This window comes from Thauera chlorobenzoica (genome assembly GCF_001922305.1).
In the GTDB taxonomy this organism is placed as follows: domain Bacteria; phylum Pseudomonadota; class Gammaproteobacteria; order Burkholderiales; family Rhodocyclaceae; genus Thauera; species Thauera chlorobenzoica.
Genome location: NZ_CP018839.1, coordinates 3,259,166 through 3,274,057, shown reverse-complemented (window position 1 = coordinate 3,274,057; position 14,892 = coordinate 3,259,166). Strand labels below are relative to the sequence as shown.

The 14,892-nt window shown below is 61.6% G+C and carries 22 protein-coding genes and 2 tRNA genes; 6 read left to right on the top strand and 18 right to left on the bottom strand.

Annotated elements, in window-relative coordinates; genetic code table 11:
• The first annotated feature begins 1 nt into the window (after position 1).
• Positions 2-646, top strand: a complete 645-nt coding sequence (locus Tchl_RS15265) for a cytochrome b/b6 domain-containing protein (protein WP_075149147.1) — start codon at positions 2-4, stop codon at positions 644-646.
• Between the two features lie 103 nt (positions 647-749).
• Positions 750-1,214 (top strand): ProQ/FINO family protein, encoded by a 465-nt coding sequence (locus tag Tchl_RS15260; protein ID WP_075149146.1) that lies wholly within the window; start codon positions 750-752, stop codon positions 1,212-1,214.
• A 25-nt stretch (positions 1,215-1,239) separates the two neighbouring features.
• On the opposite strand, the gene Tchl_RS18025 is transcribed toward Tchl_RS15260, so the two are convergent.
• Positions 1,240-1,398 carry a hypothetical protein gene (locus tag Tchl_RS18025; RefSeq protein WP_198158962.1) on the bottom strand — a complete coding sequence of 53 codons (159 nt, stop codon included), beginning with the start codon at positions 1,396-1,398 and terminating at the stop codon, positions 1,240-1,242.
• A 114-nt stretch (positions 1,399-1,512) separates the two neighbouring features.
• Between Tchl_RS18025 and Tchl_RS15255 the strand changes: the two genes are divergently transcribed.
• Both Tchl_RS15255 and Tchl_RS15250 read left to right on the top strand, forming a co-directional pair.
• A tRNA-Thr gene (locus tag Tchl_RS15255) sits at positions 1,513-1,588 on the top strand.
• Positions 1,589-1,659: 71 nt separating this feature from the next.
• Positions 1,660-1,736 (top strand) — tRNA-Met (locus Tchl_RS15250).
• A gap of 151 nt (positions 1,737-1,887) precedes the next feature.
• Here the strand turns inward: Tchl_RS15250 and Tchl_RS15245 are convergent.
• The 4 genes from Tchl_RS15245 to tnpA form a co-directional block, all read right to left on the bottom strand.
• Positions 1,888-2,235 (bottom strand): hypothetical protein, encoded by a 348-nt coding sequence (locus Tchl_RS15245; protein ID WP_075149145.1) that lies wholly within the window; start codon positions 2,233-2,235, stop codon positions 1,888-1,890.
• Between the two features lie 330 nt (positions 2,236-2,565).
• Positions 2,566-4,182, bottom strand: a complete 1,617-nt coding sequence (gene tnpC / locus Tchl_RS15240) for an IS66 family transposase (RefSeq protein ID WP_075146702.1) — start codon at positions 4,180-4,182, stop codon at positions 2,566-2,568.
• A 29-nt stretch (positions 4,183-4,211) separates the two neighbouring features.
• Positions 4,212-4,571: an IS66 family insertion sequence element accessory protein TnpB gene (tnpB, locus tag Tchl_RS15235; protein WP_083945075.1), complete on the bottom strand. Its 360-nt coding sequence runs from the start codon at positions 4,569-4,571 to the stop codon at positions 4,212-4,214.
• Positions 4,571-4,882 carry an IS66 family insertion sequence element accessory protein TnpA gene (gene tnpA / locus Tchl_RS15230; RefSeq protein ID WP_075146703.1) on the bottom strand — a complete coding sequence of 104 codons (312 nt, stop codon included), beginning with the start codon at positions 4,880-4,882 and terminating at the stop codon, positions 4,571-4,573. The genes tnpB and tnpA overlap by 1 nt, the downstream gene beginning before the upstream one ends.
• A gap of 339 nt (positions 4,883-5,221) precedes the next feature.
• Between tnpA and Tchl_RS15225 the strand changes: the two genes are divergently transcribed.
• Positions 5,222-5,884 carry a hypothetical protein gene (locus Tchl_RS15225; protein ID WP_075149144.1) on the top strand — a complete coding sequence of 221 codons (663 nt, stop codon included), beginning with the start codon at positions 5,222-5,224 and terminating at the stop codon, positions 5,882-5,884.
• Positions 5,885-5,942: 58 nt separating this feature from the next.
• On the opposite strand, the gene Tchl_RS15220 is transcribed toward Tchl_RS15225, so the two are convergent.
• From Tchl_RS15220 to Tchl_RS15165, 13 genes are all read right to left on the bottom strand, one after another.
• On the bottom strand, positions 5,943-6,275 hold the full coding sequence (locus Tchl_RS15220) for a hypothetical protein (RefSeq protein ID WP_075149143.1): 333 nt from the start codon (positions 6,273-6,275) through the stop codon (positions 5,943-5,945).
• 160 nt (positions 6,276-6,435) lie between these two features.
• Positions 6,436-6,681 (bottom strand): hypothetical protein, encoded by a 246-nt coding sequence (locus tag Tchl_RS15215; RefSeq protein WP_075149142.1) that lies wholly within the window; start codon positions 6,679-6,681, stop codon positions 6,436-6,438.
• A 41-nt stretch (positions 6,682-6,722) separates the two neighbouring features.
• Positions 6,723-7,133, bottom strand: a complete 411-nt coding sequence (locus Tchl_RS15210) for a hypothetical protein (protein WP_146060803.1) — start codon at positions 7,131-7,133, stop codon at positions 6,723-6,725.
• Positions 7,134-7,340: 207 nt separating this feature from the next.
• Complete coding sequence (locus Tchl_RS15205; protein ID WP_075149140.1) at positions 7,341-7,526, bottom strand: hypothetical protein; 186 nt, start codon at positions 7,524-7,526, stop codon at positions 7,341-7,343.
• Positions 7,523-7,693 (bottom strand): hypothetical protein, encoded by a 171-nt coding sequence (locus tag Tchl_RS17835; RefSeq protein WP_157110123.1) that lies wholly within the window; start codon positions 7,691-7,693, stop codon positions 7,523-7,525. The genes Tchl_RS15205 and Tchl_RS17835 overlap by 4 nt, the downstream gene beginning before the upstream one ends.
• Complete coding sequence (locus tag Tchl_RS15200; protein ID WP_075149139.1) at positions 7,690-7,899, bottom strand: hypothetical protein; 210 nt, start codon at positions 7,897-7,899, stop codon at positions 7,690-7,692. Before Tchl_RS15200 ends, Tchl_RS17835 begins: the two co-directional genes overlap by 4 nt.
• Before the next feature lie 10 nt (positions 7,900-7,909).
• Positions 7,910-8,950 carry a phage major capsid protein gene (locus Tchl_RS15195; RefSeq protein WP_075149138.1) on the bottom strand — a complete coding sequence of 347 codons (1,041 nt, stop codon included), beginning with the start codon at positions 8,948-8,950 and terminating at the stop codon, positions 7,910-7,912.
• Between the two features lie 108 nt (positions 8,951-9,058).
• Positions 9,059-9,328 (bottom strand): helix-turn-helix transcriptional regulator, encoded by a 270-nt coding sequence (locus tag Tchl_RS15190; protein ID WP_075149137.1) that lies wholly within the window; start codon positions 9,326-9,328, stop codon positions 9,059-9,061.
• A 35-nt stretch (positions 9,329-9,363) separates the two neighbouring features.
• Complete coding sequence (locus Tchl_RS15185) at positions 9,364-9,552, bottom strand: hypothetical protein (RefSeq protein WP_146060804.1); 189 nt, start codon at positions 9,550-9,552, stop codon at positions 9,364-9,366.
• 255 nt (positions 9,553-9,807) lie between these two features.
• Positions 9,808-11,421: a DUF3987 domain-containing protein gene (locus tag Tchl_RS15180; protein ID WP_075149135.1), complete on the bottom strand. Its 1,614-nt coding sequence runs from the start codon at positions 11,419-11,421 to the stop codon at positions 9,808-9,810.
• 50 nt (positions 11,422-11,471) lie between these two features.
• Positions 11,472-11,693: a hypothetical protein gene (locus Tchl_RS15175; protein WP_075149134.1), complete on the bottom strand. Its 222-nt coding sequence runs from the start codon at positions 11,691-11,693 to the stop codon at positions 11,472-11,474.
• 77 nt (positions 11,694-11,770) lie between these two features.
• Positions 11,771-12,343, bottom strand: a complete 573-nt coding sequence (locus Tchl_RS15170; RefSeq protein ID WP_146060805.1) for a hypothetical protein — start codon at positions 12,341-12,343, stop codon at positions 11,771-11,773.
• A gap of 18 nt (positions 12,344-12,361) precedes the next feature.
• Positions 12,362-13,663, bottom strand: coding sequence for a tyrosine-type recombinase/integrase (locus Tchl_RS15165; RefSeq protein WP_075149132.1), 1,302 nt, complete (start codon positions 13,661-13,663; stop codon positions 12,362-12,364).
• Positions 13,664-13,964: 301 nt separating this feature from the next.
• On the opposite strand from Tchl_RS15165, the gene Tchl_RS15160 reads away from it, so the two are divergent.
• Complete coding sequence (locus Tchl_RS15160; protein ID WP_075149131.1) at positions 13,965-14,825, top strand: fused MFS/spermidine synthase; 861 nt, start codon at positions 13,965-13,967, stop codon at positions 14,823-14,825.
• The last annotated feature ends 67 nt before the right edge of the window (positions 14,826-14,892 follow it).

Sequence of the window (14,892 nt, the reverse complement as noted above, 5' to 3'; positions counted from 1 at the left end):
GATGAGCGAGCGCCTTTATCTGTTCACCCGTTTCGAGCGTTTCTGGCACTGGGCCCAGGCAGGATTGATCATCGCCCTGCTGTTTACCGGTTTCGCCATCCATGGAAGCCATGAACTGATCGGATTCCGCAAGGCGGTCGAGGTTCACGAGATCGCCGCGTGGCTGCTGATCGCCCTGTGGATCTTCGCGATCTTCTGGCACTTCACCACCGGAGCGTGGAAGCACTACATCCCGACCCTGGAAAACGTCGACAGGATGGCCCGCTACTATGCCTACGGAATTTTCACCGGGGCGCCACATCCCTACAAGGTCACGCTCGAGCGCAAGCACAACCCGCTGCAGCGCTTGGCCTACCTCGGCGTCAAGCTGGTGATCAACCCCTTGCTCTGGGCTTCGGGTCTGCTCTACCTGTTGTGGGGAAGCGTCGAAGGCCGGCTGCCCGCGGCGCTGGGACTGCAGCAGGTCGCAACGCTCCACACTGTGGGCGCCTTCCTGATGCTGGCGTTCCTGATCATTCACATCTATCTCGCGACCGTGGGCCGGACTCCGCTCGCCCATATCAAGGCGATGATCACCGGCTGGGAAGAGGGGCACGAAGACGGCACGGTATCGTCCGGGATCTCCCGGATCGAACGAAAGGCATGACACAATAGCGGGCTTGCGTCGCAGCCGGATGAAAATGGACCTTCCCGGCAGCGTGCAAGCCGCATGTTGTTGACGCATGACCCGACTCAGAGCCTTTATCACGATGACTTCAGACCAGCCCGATACGGCCGCCGCAACGCAGCCTTCTTCACCTGCCACCGAGCCCCCTGTAAAGAAGCCTCGGGGTGTCGATTCCCGCGCCATGCTCAAGCGCTTGCAGGCTGAAAGCGCGGCTTTCCGCGACTGCAAGCCCCTGGCGCTGAAGATCGACGCCAGCATTCTCGAGCGTTTTCCGGAGTTCGATCGCAAGAGCCTGCGTACCGCCCTGCGTATCCATACCGCCTCGACCCGCTATCTGAAGGCGGTGGAGCGCAGCGCCGAGCGTTTCGATCTCGACGGCAAGCCTGTCGGGGAAGTGACTGCCGAGCAGCGCACTCATGCCACCACGACACTGAAGGAACGGTTCGCGGCCGTCGCCCGGCAACAACGCGAGCAGCGTGAAGCTGAAGAGGCCGAGCGCCGTCGCGATGAAAAACTGCGCCAGCTGGTGAATAAGTTCGGCCGTTGACGCGATACCGCCCTGGCGGTGGCGGTCAGTGCGGATCGCCCGTCAAGGCCTCCGCGCGTGCCAGCCAAGCCGCGGCACCTGCTGCGATCGCCACTGCGAGCCCTCCGCCAATATGCCCCGTTCCGATCATCAGACCTGCGATCAGGCCCATCCCGATCAGGCTGCGTGTGGTCCCGGTTTCCATGCTGTGGCCTCCCAGATGCTTTCGACTTTATATAACTGTATATAAATACAGTTATCGATGCAAGCGCCCCGGAGTGCCGGGCTTTACGGGCTTGCGCTATAATCCCGCTCCGTCGCCGGCATAGCTCAGTTGGTAGAGCAGCTGATTTGTAATCAGAAGGTCGTGGGTTCGATTCCTATTGCCGGCACCAGTCTTTTTATGCAGCAGTGGGTTAAAAACTTGCTTTTCTATGCTGCCTTGTATATAGTGTTGTTTCTCCGACGCGGGGTGGAGCAGTCTGGCAGCTCGTCGGGCTCATAACCCGAAGGTCGCAGGTTCAAATCCTGCCCCCGCAACCAAACAAATCAAGGGCTTACAAGTCATCGACCTGTAAGCCCTTGGTCCGTTCACGGCCCCCGTAAGTAGTTTTGTAAGTGGTGCGCGCCCACGTCGGCGAATCTGGCGGGCAACAAAAAGGGGCCGAAGCCCCTTTCGCCCTGCGCGCCACCGTCACGCTCGCCGCGCTACGAGCCACTTCTGATACTGCGTGCGTGCCGTGTAGAAGGCGATCCCGAGTCGATCGCACTCGGCCATCACGTCGCGACGGCGGCAGTTCGGGTCCTTCGCGTGCATCTCGTCGGCGATCTGCCACACGAGCTTGGTCGGATGCTCGATGCCTTCGACGGACTGACGACGGACATTCTTCTCGGTGACCACAGGTGCAGGCGTCTTCGCGATGATCGCCCACGCGCTCGGGGCGACCTGTTCGATGTCGAAGCGTTCGGCGTAGTCCTTGCCGTGCAGGCGGCGTGCTGTGCCTTGGGCGGATTTCTTGGTCAGGTAGGTCGAGGCGGTCATGGTTGGCTCCTTGGTTGTCGGCGGGGTCGAGCCCCTAATTCATTCAAGGAACCGCGAGCGCCTTTGGCACCCGGCAGCTGGAGTGAACTTTTCTATCCGCGCCGCGACGACCACCAGCGCTGATACTGGGTGCGAGCAGTCGAAGCGTTGATGCCCTGCCGCACGCACTCGGCCAGCACGTGCCTGCGGCGACAGTACGGGTCAGCCGCGTGCATCGCCTCCGCGATCTCCCACACGCGCTGGCCTGCGCTGCCGGGCTTGGGCGGTTCGGCGGGCGCCTCAGGTCCGCGCGAGGGCGCGGCGTAAGCGGTAACTGCCCGGCGTCCTTGCCTACTTCGAGATTTCGAAGAGATCGGATCGCAGCGGATTGGCCGCGAAGTGTTGCTTCCACAGCCTTGGGGTGAGCTGCGCCACGTTGGCGGCCGGATGCTGGCCGATGCGCTGGAGCACATCGACCAGGTACGTATAGGGGTCGATGTCGTGCAGGCGGCAGGTGGCGATCAGACTCTGCGCGATGCCCACGTACTTTGCCCCGACCTCGGTCCAGCAGAAGAGCCAGTTGCGACGGCCCATCGGCACCACGCGTAGCGCCCGCTCCAGATGGTTGGTGTCGATCGGCACCTCGGGATCGGAGAGGTACACCTCGAGGGCGGCCCGGCGCTCGCGCACGTACGCCATGGCGGTGGTGAGCGGTGAGCTGGGCAACAGGCCCTGGGATTCGAACTGGGCGTCGACCCAGGCGAAGAACTGCTGGAGCACGGGCTTGGCCTGCGCGAGCCGATGCGCGCGGCGTGCCTCACCGACGAGCCTGGCCTCGCGGATGTGCTTCTCCACCGCGTACAGTTTTCCGATCATCTCCAGCGCCTGGCCCGCACGCTCGGGCTCGAGCGCCTGCGCATCGAAGAACTTCCTCCTCGAGTGCGCCCAGCATTGCGCGTGCGTGAGCCCGCATTTTTCCGCGTAGCGTTCGTAGGCCGCATAGCCATCGGTAAGCAGCACCGCCCCCTCGGGCGGCGGGTCGGTGCCCAGGGTCTGCGCAATGTGCTTGCCACTGCGCCCCTCGTGATAGGCGAAGCAGATTTCGTCACGCTCGCCATAGACCGGCCAGAAGTAGCCGCCCTTCATCTTGCCCGGGCCGGCCCGGCCGGCCTTGATCGGGGTCTCGTCCATCGCCTTGATGCGGCTCGCGCGGATCGAGTCGAGTTGGGCCGTAAAGATGGGTTCGAGCAGCGACAGCGCCCCGTGAGTGAGCTGCGTGAGCCACGGGCGCGAAACCTTGATGCCGTTGTCCCCGAGCCGCTGGTGCTGGCGGTACAGCGGCTGGTGGTAGCAGAACTTGTCGGTGATGAGCCCGGCGACGAAGCTCACATCGGCGCGGCTGCCGCGAATCACCCCCTCGGGTGCCGCCGGGCAGGAAATCGCCTGGGTGTCGAGGCGCTTGATCACCGGACGCACATACTTGAGGATCACGTAGCTGCCCGGGCGCTGTGCCAGGCGGTGACTGACCTTCTCGCCGATCACCTCGAACTGGTCGGCGGTGAGCCCGTCGATTTCCGGGTTCGCCACGGCGATGGTCTCGACCGGCACGCGGGCTTCGTCGAAGAACAGCGCCGATGCGTCGCCCGCCGCGTAATCGGTGGTGCGGGCCCGGCGGGTGTGGGCGGCGATGTCCTTGGCAGGGGGCGGCGGCGAGGATTCGGGCACCGGCAACTCGCCCAGGTTCATCTGATGCGGGCTCGCATCGACGATGCGCTTCTCGCTCTTCGCCCCGAAGAGCTGGCGCCGGAACCACTCGATCTGATGCTTCATCGCCTGGAACTCGAGCTGCAGGGCATCGAGTTGGCGGGCGGCGGCCGCGTTCGCCTGGGCCAGTGCGACGATTTGCTCGGGCGCCCAGCGGGCGGCCTCGGCGGGCGTCGGAACGGTCAGCGAAACGGGCGTCGTCATGGCCGGAATTTTACCGTAAAACCCAGCATTCATGCGGGCTTGGCGGCCACTTCCGGGAGCTTGAAACGGCGCTTGAAGCGCGCCGGCTCGATGCCTTCGAGCAACAGCTTCAGCCCGGTCCAGTCCATCTGGCGAGTGAGCACCCGCGACCAGTCGGACACGAACCGTCCCTGCTCGAGGCGCTTGGCCCACACGCAAAAGCCGCTGCGATCCCAGTACAGCACCTTCATCTGCGTGCCGCGCCGGTTGATGAACACGAACAGCTCGCCCGACAGCGGATCGCACCCAAGTGCGTGGCGGGTGAGCGCGTACAGCCCATCGAAGGACTTGCGCATGTCAACCGGGCGGCCATAGACATGCACCCGCACCGCCCCTTCGGGGAAGAACATCAGCCGCGCACCAGATGCAGCACGACACCGCCACCCAGATCGAGCTTGAGCTCGAGCCGGCCTGCACCGCCGCCAACGTCGACCAGGCCCGCATCGACAAAGCCCGCACGAGCGCACGCATCGCCGCGATCGGCGACGCTCGACGCCTCACCGGCCAGCAGGCCGCGCCAGCGCTCGAAACTCGACTTGCTCAAGCCCTCGCTGTCGCAGAACTGCCGGATGCTCAGACCGCTTGCCGCAAAGCGATCGAACACCGCCCGCCATTCCTCGTGGCCGCGTCGCCGCCATTTGCTCCTCACCGTCGATGCCATCACTGCCAATCCCGTCGTCGTTGAACATGGCGAGAATTATTCAACGATCGCTACGCCGCGAGAAGGACGCCGCTCAGTTACCGGTTACGGCGCGGCAACGCGGCGACGCTTCGCGGTCTGCGCTGTCGGCTTCGCAAGGCCCCACAAGAACGGATCGAGAAGCGCCATGCTGCTGCCCCCTGTGGTCATGACAGGGGACAGGGTATGGCGGCTGCATCGGGTGAGGCTAGAGGCTGCGATGACCACAGGCGAGCCAGGCGGTCGAAAATGCGAGGTAGAAGCTTTGCGTGGTGACTGTCGTACTATCTCAAAGTCCTAACTTCGAAGCATCCTGTAATCATGTCCGACGCCCTTATCCGCGAGATCGCGGAGAAAATTATCCAAGAGCAGTTGCTTCAAAACTGGCATTTTTATGCGCTGCTGTTGGGTTTACTCTTGATCAATTCAGCAGCAGCCGGCTGGGTAGGTTCCTACTTCCGCAAACGTGGTGAAACCTACGCAACAAAAGCCGATATGGACGCGATTCTGGACCAAATCCATGCCACAACCGAAGTTGCCGAACAGGTAAAGACCGCGATCGCTCACTCGGATTGGACGACCCGCGAATGGAAGACCCTACGCAGGGTGAAGCTCGAAGAACTGATGGAAGCCGTCTATGCGACCCGCGAGTGGCTCAGCAAGGAATTGAACTCGCGACTGTTCGGGCAGACGCAATCGTCCGGTGCCTCACCTGTTTGGAAGGTTCAACTAGTCTCACGCCTATATTTTCCTGAGATGGCAAGGGAGATACAAGCGCTTGCGCTGTTTTACTGGACTTATACCCATTGGCTTACCCAAGTACAGCAGAAGGTCCTCGCGGCACAATCGGATATTGCAGCGCATGCTGCTGTCCTCGACGAAGCCATGGATACAATCAAGACCCACGAAGAACAGTTAGTCGCACTGGTGGCCGACATCGAGGCAAAGGCCCCAGCGGTCATGAAAGAGATTGTAGGCCTTTAGGCGCCGTCACCCAGCAACCGCCCTAAACGAGGGCCGGCGAACCGACCCCCGTTCACCGTCAGACGGCTAACTCGCCTTTAGCAACGAGCCTCAGTTTCCGCTGATACAACCAGCCCGGAGTAACCGGAAGCCCTTCGGAAAAGATAGCGAGCTCAATGGTTTTCGGCGTCGCCTTACCATGAAGTTCGACCTCCATTCCGGGCGCAATCTCGATCCGCCTACCTTTCCGCACCCGCACAGCGCAAAGCCGACGTATACGAGGTTTCGAGTAATCGACGATCACGAGCATGGCTTCCTTCTCGTCCCTATCGTAATACTCAAACGCGACGGAAAGATCCCCGATCGTGACGGCGTTATGAAGCTTGATCTTGCGGACAAGTGATTTACTCATTTCCGACTCCCAATGTCGTGCAGTTGAAGGAGCCGGCGGCCCATTCTTGGGTCAGGCGACGTAGTCGCATTGCCAGCGTGCACATTCTCTGCTTTCGATCTTCAGAAGGGAACCCATAGAATTCTTCGCAGCGCGACCTCCGGCGAAGTTGAGCAGCGCATCAGTTCAGCCGCTCAGAATCCCCGCAGACCTTCAGGGCAAATGCCGGTGCAGCGTCCGGTGGAATCGACCAGCCAAGGGCGGCCATGCTATCGGCCACTTGCCGGGACAGGCTGTCTAGCTCCCCGGTCGGAGGTTCATCCTCCCCGGTGAGGTAATCGGCGAGCAGCGCGCAGGCCACGCAGGCGTTATCCAATTCGAGTTCGCCGAGGTCGAGCCCTCGGTAATGATCTGGTGCGTACAGCATTCCTAGCCACGCTCGGGCGCGTACCACGGCTACACCGAAGCTTATTCGATTTCCCATGGACGCCTCATCTCGGTGCCTGCGGCGTCGTGCTTTGCCGAGTCGGGGCGATAGCGGCTCTGCGGCGTCAGACGTAGGCGGGTCATCAGGCTGGTGATCTGCTTCGTCTCGCGATCGGCTAGGCGGCTGAGATCGTCGTACTCGTCCATCAGCATGAACGGGTTCGCGCGGAACTTGTTCTCGATCACGTCGGCACGCGCGAGATGCCGCGACAATTGGACGAGCAGCGGCAGGTCACAGGGGTTGAAGAAGTCGGCAGGCTTCGCGGCGACCACGAGGCCAAAGTGCGCCTGCTGCTGCGGCGACAGGTCTTCCGGCGCGCGAAGGCGCTCGATGCGCTGCAAGCACGGCATCCCTGCCATGGCGATGGCTTCTGCTGATTTTCTGGGCATCATCTACTCCAGCATTGTCCGGGTTTAGCAAAAGAGAGGGCTATCGCACCGGGTTCCGAACCGAGCTCGCTTCGACTGACTACTCCCCCCCGGGTCACTCTGCGGAAAATCGGGGCAAGGGGCGATTTGCTGTCGTTGCCCTTGCCCGTCTCTTCACGCGATGGCGATCGCCCGGTGACGAGGCGATTTCCCGCGGTATCGGCGATTCGTTCAGTGTTGCGAATGCCCGTTTGCGTCGCGTTCGAGCTGTGCCGTGAAGCCCTCGGCCATCTCGTGGAGCGCGGTGTCCAACGCTGCGAACATTCGCCGGTTCTCGGCTTCGCGCCACTCCAGCCACTGAGCCAGGGTCTTGACGTCCTCGGGCGGCTCCTGCGCCGTGATCCTGATCGGCTTCATTTCCTCGCCTCCAACTCTGCGATCCGTGCTTCCAGTTCGGCCATCTTGTTGACCACACGAGCCTCCAATCCGGCGACGACTTCGAGCTGATCGTCGGTCGCCTTCGACACATGATCCTTGACCGCAGCTACTATGCCGTCGGCGATCTCCTTCAGTTCCGGTCTCATCGCATTTCTCCCCATAGCATCGGTTGTTTCTCAAGGACCGGCAGACCCGCCCGTTCTCGGGCCTGACAGTCGAGCAGATGGATATACGCGGCCTCCAACGCCTTGAACCGGACTTCCAGCTGTTCGATTCGTGCGTGCAGCTCGCGCGTCAAATACTTGTTCCGCTTGCTCCGCCGCGGTTTGGTGTCAAAGGCATATCCGTTCATCACGCACCTGTCAGTAGAGCGCGCCGTTGAGCACGACGACCGTTCCGGCAAGCGGAGCCGCCCAGTTCAGACGCCGCTCAATCAGGAAGGCGACGAGGTTGTTCTGCCACAGCGACACCAGCGCTTGTGCGCCCGCGCTCGGCGCGTCATCGAATTGCAGCGCTGCCTGCTCGGAGACGTCGAGGCGGATGCCTTCGTCTGCCATGAGGACCGCCGTCTGATCGAGAAGCACAATCTGTCCGCCGCTCGTGGAACGCGGCGAACCGCTCGACGTGAAGACCGGGATGCCGACCGCCTCACCGCCGCGTGCGCCGACGACGACGGCATTGCTACCGCTCGACCGAAGACCAATCTTCACGGCGCTCAACGGGTCGGTGATGAATGCCGCCGTTTCGAGATCGCCCGCATAGGCATCAATCAGCGCTTCAAGATCGGTCGTGACGTTGCCGCTGCTGGCCACAGGGGTGAGGCCAGCGGTGATCGAAGCCGGTTGCACGCCAGCGACTCCGACGTTCGTCGGATCGAGGAACGAGGAATCCGCAAGAGCAGCGGCGCCATTGACGAGGTCACGGCGTACCAGCGCTTCGGCCGTACCATTCGACAGGCGGACGAGATCACGCGACAGCGGCACGATGCCGACCACCTTGCGCGGTTCGAGCGTTGCCGTATCAAGCGAACCTTTCGACAACGGCTTCGGCGCACCGTGACCGGCCCAATACGCGGTAGCCCGTCCGGTCTGCACCGGCACCGCCACCTTCGTCGGCACGCGGCGCAGGTCGAGCTTGCTCAGTACGCTGCGGGTGCGCGTCGCTTCCAGAAAATCGTTGGCGATGATCTGAGCCTCGACCAGCGGTGCAGCAAATTGGCTGTCATCGGTCGTTCCCGCACCGACGGCGGCGCGGAGGACAGTCGCAACTTGAGAATGTGCGCCATACGTTGCTTCTGCGATCTGCAACGCAGCGGGCAGACCTTCGCCGCGAGCGCGACCGAGGCAGATGGCGAGGCGGGCGAATTGGGTACCCTTGGCGAGAATCGAAACGGGTGCGGTCATGATGGTTGCGTCCTGATGGGTTGATTGATCGTGAAGCATTGTCCCGTCACCGTTCGACGCCTTCCATGCCGCTGTCTTCCGATACCGCTGATAACCACAGTGGTGTGGTCAATCCAGTTCGCCGAACTGCTCGTCGCGCTCGACCATCCATCGGGCAAGGTCGTCGAGGTAGTAATAGACCTTGCGCTCGCTGATCTTCAAAAACTTCGGCCCCTTGCCTTCGTGGCGCAGATGCTTGAAGTGGTCCGAATATCCGATGAGTCGCTTTGCATCTTTCTCGAGCACGCGGTTGCCTCCGGGGCAGTGCGTTCCCTCGCGCGCGATGGTGTCGCGAAATTCATCCACGAGACGGCTGATTCGAATTTCGGTCGTTGTCATGGTGTCGTCCTTGCACTTCGATTACCACAAGTGCATCACTTCGCCTTCGTCTTGCGCTTGGCGGGCTTCGCGATCACGATCACATTTCCGCCCCCGGGAAAGATCGCACCGCCTCGCCGAAAGGCGCGCGACTTCGGGAGCATTGATCGCGGAATGCTGACCGAGGTATTCAGGACATACGCGACCTGCAGCTTGCCGATCTTGGAATCGTTGATCTTGCTCATGTTGTTCTCCATTACTCGTGCCGTTATTGGGTGCGGCGATCGTTATGAGGGGGCAAATAACGCTCACTCCCTTGCGACGTAAGGCATTGATCGTGTTTGTTATGTGTTATGTGTGTTATGTACTAATAGGGAAGGCATTTTTTTGCGAGGTGAATTTGTGAATTTCTCCCATAACGCAAATAACGTGCATAACGCTTAAGTAATCAACGCTTTAGCCATCACAACGCCCTAATAACGCGCACAACATCAGTTTCATCACCAATGTTTTCCGATGCCGTAGGCGATGCCGGAATACTGGTAGCGGGACCTCAAGTCCATTTTTCCGACCTCGCAGAGCATTCCGGAATCCAGCATTGATTGAACCGCGCGCTTGAATGCCGGGGTTGCTCCCTGCTTGTCGTTCTTGAACGAGCTCAGCGCCGCGGCACGCTGCATGAAGTAGCGATACGGGATGATTTTGTCTTTCGCCATCCGCGGATCGACCTTGAGTCTTTCTAGAGTTGCCGGATCGTGCTTGAAATAGTCGGCGACGATGCGCTTTAGATCGGCGAACTGCTTGCCGTCGCCGTGCCCGACATCGCCTGTCTCGAAGCGTTGAAGCAGTCGCGCGACCGAGCGGCGCACGAGTGCAATCGCCCAATCCGCGATCTGCGGCGTGATGACCGGAGCGGCATAGTTGCAGCCGACTGCGACCACGCTCGCCAAGCGCGCGGCATTCTGAAAGGCGCGGTTCCAGATTTGCGCGGCGGGTCCGCTCGCGCTGCTGGTGGCGATCCGAGCTTCGCGCTCGAATGCCAAGAGCAATGCCTTTGCGTCCTCCGTCTGCGCAACGGTATCGCGCACAATGCTTGCTCTTGTGGTCATCGCCTTTGCTACCAGCGCCGCGAAACGGTCGCGCAACGACTGGGGCGGCGCGAGCATGGGCGTCCAGTTCGATTCCGGCACGTCACCCGGGAACTCAATGACGATGAAGCGCGGGATCAATCCGTCCTCCACGTTGCCAACGTCGAGCCCGTCGAAGAATGCTTCCGGCGTTGATTCGCCGAGAATAGTTACGCTCGGTGCGTGGATGAGGCCGGTGTTCTTCACTACGTCCGAGTACGCCATTGGACGCAGCACCTTATTTCGACCGGATTTGTTGTAGCAATCCAGCAGCACCTTCGTGAGCATCCTTTCGGCGCTGTTTGCGCGTGCGTCAGTGAGTTGGCGCAGGGTCTTGCCGAATTCACCGAGCACGGACACAAAGCAAGGTTTTTCGTCCAGCGTCCGAAGCAACCCCTGACCCGAGGCGAAGGCCGCGGGGCCGATGAAGTCATCGACCGTTGGAAATTGCGGGCGAATGGCGCTCACGAGATTGTCGATGCCAGTCGTAGCGCCTTCCTTGCCGACTCCCGTCTTGGCGAGCACGACGACATACAGGTTCATGCCGTCATCCAGAAACGGCGTGCAGTAGCTGCGACCGCATACACCGGCCATTAGCGTGATCGCCGCGGCAAGCGCAATTTCTGGCACCGGACGGAATGCCGCGTGATAGATGTATTGCGCCGCCTCGCCAACCAACCCGGGCGGGAAGTCGATGCCACGTCCTGTGGTCATCGGCGCAGCATTCATCTGTCCCGTGGTGGTCGGCTGCATCAGCTGCGCGGCATTTGCCTGAGCCTGTTCGATGACGGCGGGAGGCCGCGGTTCGTCCCAGAACGCAGGCATTGCAGGATGCTGGAAGCCCTCGGCGCGCGCCATGGACTTCGCGACAATCGCGAGCCCCGCCTGTCTGCCGACCTCCGCGAATTCCGGCGGAAAATCGTAGTCGTCGGCGCCAATCGCCGGGTGCGATTCGCCCGCGCCCTGCATACAATCGACCGTGTTCATGGATCGTTCTTGAGGCCGGTGCCCCCCAGCATCGGCCTTCTTTTCGCCTGTCATTTTCCATCCGCCCCGGTCAGCCGTTCGAGATCAGCCGCAGCCCATAGCAAGCGACCATTCGGGAGCTTGACCGGCTTCATGCCGAGGTAATGCCCATTCAGGCACAGCGCCTTAGCAACGGTCTGACGACGGATGCGCAACGCATCGGCGACTTCTTGGGTGGAAAGGTAGCCGCCGACGAGGTCGGCGCGCTGGTTTGAAGCGGTGGCGGTTTTCATGGCAACGCGTTCCACTGGGTTGAACACGTCCCAACGTTACGCGGAGGCTTGTCACGTCACATAAAATCGCGTGACGACTATTTAGCGGCCTTCTTCTGTTCGCTCACGATGTTGCGGATACGTCCCCACGCAAGGTGGTTTTCCCGCCCAAGCTTCTCGTAGATGACTCGTTTGGACACCGATGGCCTTTCGTTCATGACCTTGATGAAATCGGCGTAAATTTTACGATGACGTTCTGACGTTTCATCGACCTGCTTCTTACGACCACGGATGACCTTTTCGGCTCTGTTCTTGTCGCCAGACCGCTTCTTGAATCCATCGGCGACGACCACGCGCCCCTGCACCATCTCGGCCTGCCATGCTGCTTGGATCGCTCCCATCGCGGCGGTTGCCGCGCCGACAGCATCACCCCGCTCGATGGCCCTCTCGGCGTGAGTAGCCCAGTGAATGACTCGGCACAGGTGCTCGGCTTCGGGGTAATCGGGAATGTCGCCGACCTCGGACGCGCCCTCGACTTCGCGTCTCAACTGCTGACAAATGAGGTCGAGGTACGCCCGAGCGCGCAAGATCGTCCGCTGCAACCACTGGGGTGATGGTCGCGCGGGATCGAGCATCGACACGAGGTCAGGAATGGGTGGTTTAGATTTCATTGTCGTCCCGCCTTGCAGTCATCCGACCACCTTGAGCCGTTCCCCGGCATCTTGCCCCGGCTGCTCGATGCCAGCCTGCTCCAGAATCCATGATTCGTACTTCGTGTGCCAGACTGCCAGCAGTTCGAGCGGGCGGTTGATGTAATGCCGCTCGGCGGTGGCGTTCGGTTTGTGCCCCATGATCTGAGCAACCACGCCAGTCGGCATCTCGACCCATTCGGCGAGCGAGGCGAAGGTGCGGCGCAAGCCGTGCAGCGTGACATGATCCAGCCCGGCCACGGCAAGCGCGCGATTGTGCGGAATGCGCGGCTCCATGATTCGACCATCGGCGGCGGTCGGACTGCTGAACACCCAAGCATTGCGGCGCGGCAGGGCTGAGATCAGGCTTCGCAGATACGGGGTCAGCGGAATCTTGCGCCCGTCCGCCTCCACCTTGTCCTTGACCCACATGCTGCCCCAGCGAAAGTCGACGTCCGACCATTTCAGTTCGGCCAGTTCCTCGCGCCGACAGCCGGTCAGGAGCAGCCCCTGCAGATACGCGCCGATGACCGGGTTACTGAGCCCCCGCACGGCAGCGAACCACGAGGCGAGATGAGCGCGCTCCAGCACGTCGAATCGCTTCGTCTTGCGGCGCGGGACCTCGGCGCGAACGTCGCGGTTCTCTACTGTGGTCAAATCAACCACGTCGGCGTACTCGGGGCGACTCGCACACCAGCGCCAAAACGCCCGGAACAGCTCGAAGCCTTGCCGAGCATTGTTTGCCCGCGTCTTCACTTCCTCGACCTGCCAATCGTGAAGCGCTGTCGCGGTGACCTCGCGCATTTTCAGTTGCAGCAGCGGATACAGTACGCCCTGCACCGTCACCCGCTTGCCGCGCTTCCAGGGTTCTCCTCCGGTCTGCGACAGACGGCGATGATCCGCCAAGTGGCGCTCGCCCCAGCGGCGTTCGTGATGCTTGATGTAGGCATCCCACGCGTCGCCTACGAGCATGTCCAAGCGCTTCGCGTCGGCCTTCTTCGATTCGGCTGCGGCGATGCGTTCGCGCTTCTCGTCGCGGGGGTCAATGCCCTTGTCGATGAGCGTTTGCATCCGCCGAGCCTCGGCGCGGGCATCGTCGAGATTCCACGCGCGCACGTCGCCGATCTTGACCCGCACATCGCTGCCATTGAACCGAGCTTGGAAGACATAAGTCTTCGTCCCGCCCGGTTGCGCACGCACCGCCAGCCACCAGACTTCGGTGTCCCACAAGAACGCTTGCAGCTTGTCGGGCGGACATGCGAAGTCGCCGACCCGACCATTCGTCAGTTTGATTCGCGCCATTCCCGAAGGTCCCCGCCGTAAGTGATTTTGTAAGTACGATCGTACAACGGGGGTCAACTGCGATCAACCATAAATTAGCGCAAGTACTTGTATTTGCTGTGTTTTAATCTTGATTAGAATTGATGCAAGTTGATCGAAATACCCATTTTGCAAGGGCTCATAACCCGAAGGTCGCAGGTTCAAATCCTGCCCCCGCAACCATACCTAGATACAGGCCGACAGCGATTGCTGATCGGCCTGTATTGCTTTCTGGTCGATGAAGAGGTCTCTTCGATCAGGGGCTCGCGCTCCTCGACATTTCATGCTTCCGCTTTTCGATCTGCCCAGCCCTTTTCCCGACGAGCCTGGCCTGATCCGCCTGCTGGAGCCTGCCGACAGCGATCCTGCTGGGCTGGCGGTGCGCTTGCTCGAGGGCAGCTACGGCAAGCCCTTCGTGCTGGAAAACGGTGGGCTGCGGGCGCTGCATTTCGGCCTCGGTTTCGTGCAGAGCGTGATCCGTATCGCCGATCCGGCGATGCTGGAGCTCGGCTACGCCCAGCGCATGATGGCGTTCCTGCTGTTCAACCCGCGTCCGCGCCGGCTGATGATGCTGGGCCTGGGCGGCGGTTCGCTGGCGACGTTCTGTCACCGCTACTTGCCGGGAGCGCGGATGATCGTGCTGGAGATCGACGAGCAGGTGATCGCGCTGCGCGAACTGTTCGGGGTTCCGCCCGATGATGAGCGCCTGCAGGTGATCCACTGCGACGGCGCCCGCTATCTCGAGGATACGGACGAGCGCTGCGATGTGCTGCTGGTCGATGCGTTCGGCGCCGATGGGGTGAGCAGCGCGTTTCTCGAGGCCGATTTCTACGAACATGCCCGCCGGCGGCTGACTGGAAAAGGCGTGCTGGTGATGAACATCGCCGGCGACAAGCGGGATTACGCGGCGCACGTCGCACGCTTGCTCGATGTGTTCGACGAGCGCGTCATCGCCATGTCGGTGCGCGAAGACGGCAATTACATCCTGTTCGCGTTCCGTGACTCCGCGTTCGAGCCGCGCTGGAAGTGGATGCGTACGATCGCCCTGGGGCTGCAGGGACGTTTCAATCTGGATTTTCCTGGCTTTGCCCAGCATCTCGAGCGCGGCCAGGTGCTGCGTCTGGCGCAGCGTCTGGCGCGCTGAATGCGATTCAGCCTGGCCTCTGCAGGGAGAGGGCCGGTGAAGCCCTCTGCCCGGCGTCGGCGGTGTA